At 45.7% G+C, this 4129-nt stretch carries 3 protein-coding genes, 1 other RNA gene and 1 pseudogene; 3 read left to right on the top strand and 2 right to left on the bottom strand.

From position 1 onward, the window contains the following. Positions 1-431: 431 nt before the first annotated feature. Positions 432-1508, bottom strand: a complete 1077-nt coding sequence (gene ruvB, locus IM456_RS02720) for a Holliday junction branch migration DNA helicase RuvB (protein WP_287694630.1) — start codon at positions 1506-1508, stop codon at positions 432-434. A gap of 23 nt (positions 1509-1531) precedes the next feature. Between ruvB and hisF the strand changes: the two genes are divergently transcribed. The 3 genes from hisF to IM456_RS02735 all read left to right on the top strand — a co-directional run bounded on the left by hisF (position 1532) and on the right by IM456_RS02735 (position 3953). Next, entirely contained in the window at positions 1532-2296 is a 765-nt protein-coding gene (hisF, locus tag IM456_RS02725) for an imidazole glycerol phosphate synthase subunit HisF (RefSeq protein ID WP_149987110.1), read from the top strand. A gap of 279 nt (positions 2297-2575) precedes the next feature. Then, positions 2576-2672: signal recognition particle sRNA small type (gene ffs / locus IM456_RS02730), an RNA gene on the top strand. Positions 2673-2681: 9 nt separating this feature from the next. Then, on the top strand, positions 2682-3953 hold the full coding sequence (locus IM456_RS02735; protein ID WP_149987109.1) for an MFS transporter: 1272 nt from the start codon (positions 2682-2684) through the stop codon (positions 3951-3953). Between the two features lie 36 nt (positions 3954-3989). Here IM456_RS02735 and IM456_RS02740 read toward each other — a convergent pair. Beyond that, positions 3990-4129 (bottom strand): annotated as a pseudogene (locus IM456_RS02740) (DUF3782 domain-containing protein); the annotation flags it as partial.

The raw sequence follows: 4129 nt of genomic DNA on the forward strand, positions 1-4129 counted from the left end.
AACTCAATTGTCTATCTTTTGGTATTAACCTGTTTGTGCCTTAAGTCTTTCCCTGTATGGATTTCAGCTACTTTTGAGCGTAGGCGCTCTCATCGAATTTTATTTTAAGTTAATTATTTGCATAACAATTCCCGAAGAGCCTGAATTTTCCCCCGGAAAAAGTCTTAATCCAATAAGGTTTTTAGATTTATTCAGCCAGCCCTATCTAGGGTCTGCTGAAAAAGTAGGGGCGAAGCATTCGGATAGAAAATCTACGGTTTCAGCGATAGGTTATTGTCCGAATGCTTCGCCCGTACAGGACGCGATCGCCGATCAAGATGTAAGGTTTTTGAGCCACTAGCTTGAAAATCTTGCAGCTGCTTCGCCAAAAAGCCCCAAACCCCATACCTCGTCTATATTTCACATTTATTCAGCCAGCCCTATCTAGAAAACTAGAACTCGAACAAAGGTAAACTCCGATCCTCATTTTTCGGCAATTTCGCCAGTAAACCTAAATGTTCGTAGGCGGCTGCCGTCACCACGCGACCCCGGGGAGTACGATGAAGATAACCTATTTGTAATAAATAAGGCTCATACACCTCCTCGATCGTCTTGGCATCTTCTCCCGTGGCTGCCGCTACTGCTTCTAATCCCACGGGTTTACCTTGAAACTGTTCGATCATCGTCTTTAATACTAATCGATCGGTCCAATCTAAACCCATAGAATCCACATTTAATTGATTTAATCCCTCATCGGCTAACTGGGGGGTAATCAAGGTTTCTCCCTTCACCTGCACATAGTCGCGCACTCGTTTTAATAAACGATTGGCAATGCGTGGAGTTCCCCGGCTGCGACGGGCAATTTCGATCGCACCCGCTTCAGTAATGGGAATATTAAAAATAGTAGCACTTCTGAGAATAATTGCCATCAATTCCTCGATTGTATAGAAACGCAGACGTTGAATCATGCCAAAACGATCGCGCAAAGGAGAAGTTAAAGAGCCAACTTTGGTAGTAGCACCGATTAAAGTAAAGGCAGGTAAAGAAATACTGCGAATTTTCGCCGCTTGACCCTTACCAATCGTCACATCTAGGCGATAATCCTCCATCGCTGGGTATAATAACTCCTCCGTCACCCGATTCAGTCGATGAATTTCGTCGATAAAAAGAATATCCCGGGGTTGAAGATTGATCAGGATGCCGGTAATGTCCCGGGGACGCTCTAAAGCGGGGGCGGCAGTAATGCGGCAATTTACTCCCATCTCAGCCGCTAAAATTAAAGCCATGGTGGTTTTTCCTAACCCCGGCGGTCCGTAGAAGAGCAAATGATCGATCGCTTCTTGTCTAGCTTTGGCCGCGGCGATGGTGACTTTTAGATTAGCTTTTAAGTCCTGTTGACCGATATAATCCTCTAGGGATTGCGGACGAATCTGCGCTTCTGCTTTTTCCGTTTCCTCTATAGTGGGATTGGGGGTGAGCAGATTTTCCTCGGCAGCCGGGGGGGAATTGTGCGATCGTTTGATGGCCATTGTTACAATCAAGAGTCTAGGATATGTTAGCGAAGCGGATTTTGCCTTGTTTGGATGTCAATAAAGGTCGGGTAGTTAAAGGGGTTAATTTTGTCAATCTTCAGGATGCTGGCGACCCCGTGGAGTTGGCCCGCTTGTATAATCAGGCAGGGGCTGATGAGTTGGTTTTTCTTGATATTACTGCTACCCATGAAGATCGCGACACGATTATTGATGTAGTCTATCGTACGGCGGAACAGGTTTTTATTCCTCTGACAGTGGGTGGTGGCATCCAATCCTTAGAAAATATTAAAAATTTGTTAAGAGCCGGGGCCGATAAAGTCAGCATTAACTCGGCTGCCGTGCGCGAGCCGGAATTGCTCGATCGAGCCAGCGATCGCTTTGGTAAACAGTGTATTGTCGTGGCGATCGATGCTAGACGACGTAAGGATGAGCATAACCCTGGTTGGGAGGTTTATGTTCGGGGTGGACGTGAAAATACGGGTATTGATGCTTTATTATGGGCGCAAGAAGTGGAAAAACGCGGGGCGGGTGAGTTGTTAGTTACCAGTATGGATGCCGACGGCACGCAAGCGGGTTACGATCTGGAATTGACAAAAGCGATCGCTGAAAGGGTGGAGATTCCTGTGATTGCTTCGGGAGGAGCGGGTAATTGTCAGCATATTTACGAAGCATTGACCGAAGGGCGGGCAGAAGCGGCTTTATTGGCTTCTTTGCTCCATTATGGTCAATTAACCATCGCTGAGGTCAAAAATTATCTGCAAAATCAACAGGTACCCGTGCGTTAGCCTGGGAAAATGAGGGCAAGATTTGCAGAACTTAATAGACCTCCTGCATAATTAATTTTTGAGAGTTAAAAAATGGTAAAAATAGGCATAAAATCGCATAAAATCCCTAAATAGAGCATTTGATTGATTGATGTTCATTCTTAATTTTCCTGACGACCGACTACTGGCTCCTTACTCCTCACCTAACGGAAGATTTTTGATTTTTGCAGGAGATCTGTTGAGAGGAAATTATTCGGAAAAAAATGCCGGTATCGCCGAAAAAGATGTTATGATAGAAAAGACTCGGACTCATGCGATCGCAACGCCTCAACCTTGTCAGGACCGGAAGGTAGCAGCAATACGGGATGCTTGTGACTGGCGTGATCTCCGGGTCTTTTTGTTGCCTGTGACGGTCGCTGTTGTGAACGCTTTCAAAACTTTTCGATCGCTTACTGCCGAGACTCGTCGTCAACTACTCTTCCTCTTTGTCACGGCGCTGTTTTTCTGGATAAGTATCACCACTCTCCTCCCTACTCTCCCCACCTATATTGACTCCCTAGGCGGTAGCAAACAAGATATCGGTTTTGTCATGGGGGCCTTTGCTATCGGTTTAATTTTATCGCGCAGTTGGTTAGGCAATCTAGTTGATCGCCGCAGTCGCAAATTAGTGGTTTTATTTGGAACTATTGTCGCCGCTACCGCACCCCTCGGTTATCTATTTTTTCGCGATCTTTCCTCTTTATTCGCCGTCCGCGCCTACCATGGTCTCAGTATCGCCGCTTTTACCACTGGTTACAGTACCCTAGTGGTGGATTTTTCCCCCGTTCGTCAACGGGGAGAGATAATTGGTTATATGAGCTTAACTGCACCCATAGGCATGGGAATCGGTCCAGCTTTAGGCAGTTATCTCTACGAATCGATCGGTTATAACGGTTTATTTCTAGTTTCCGCCACCTCGGGAGCGATCGCCTTTCTCTTGGGTTTCTCCATTCAAGAACCGGACTTCAAGAAAAAATTAGCCCAAATGAAGGCAGAAAATCAGACAATCGAGCGCAGTTTTTGGGCATTATGTCAAGAGCGAGCTTTTTTAGTCCCTACCTTAGTTTTTCTGCTGGTTGGTACTTTATTCGGCGGTTTAGTCGCTTTTTTACCCCTGTTTCTCCTCGAAAATCAGCTCCCTTTCAGTGCCGGTCTATTCTACAGTTATGCGGCACTATCGGGCGTAATCGGACGGATTTTGTCGGGAGGAGCCAGCGATCGCTATGGACGGGGTTTATTCATCACTATTAGCGTTTTTTGCTATGGTTTATCCATGTTGGTTCTATCTTCTGCCCGATCTTCCTCCGCTTTAATTTTAGCCGCTATCCTCGAAGGTACGGGAGGGGGGATTTTATTCCCTATGTTACTGGCTTTAATCTCCGATCGCTCTGGGCCCCAAGAACGCGGCCGGGCCTATTCTATCTGTATCGGCGGTTTTGATGTGGGAACAGCCTTAGCCGGTCCAATTCTGGGGGTTTTAGCAATTTCCTACGAAACTATGTTTAGTTTATCGTCAGGATTAGCTGTTATCGCTCTCTTTCTCTTTTTTAATCTCTCTAACCCCACCGTACGCCATTCTTTTCTCTTCGCTTTCGGTTTAGAAAAAGATCGTTATGCTCTGCGCGGACAAGTACAATAAGGCTTACTGAAAAAGTTTTTCCTAGGACAGGGTTATTTAATAGGTTTGAGGTTGAAAATTATCGGGAATATCTAATTCAAATACTTGGTCATGAATCCGAGCCACATAAAACCCTTCTTGCAGAATTTTTTCCCGTAATTCCGGGGATACATGAACCGCCGCTAATATGCCATAGA

Source organism: Microcystis sp. M079S1, assembly GCF_020246425.1.
Lineage (GTDB): Bacteria > Cyanobacteriota > Cyanobacteriia > Cyanobacteriales > Microcystaceae > Microcystis > Microcystis aeruginosa.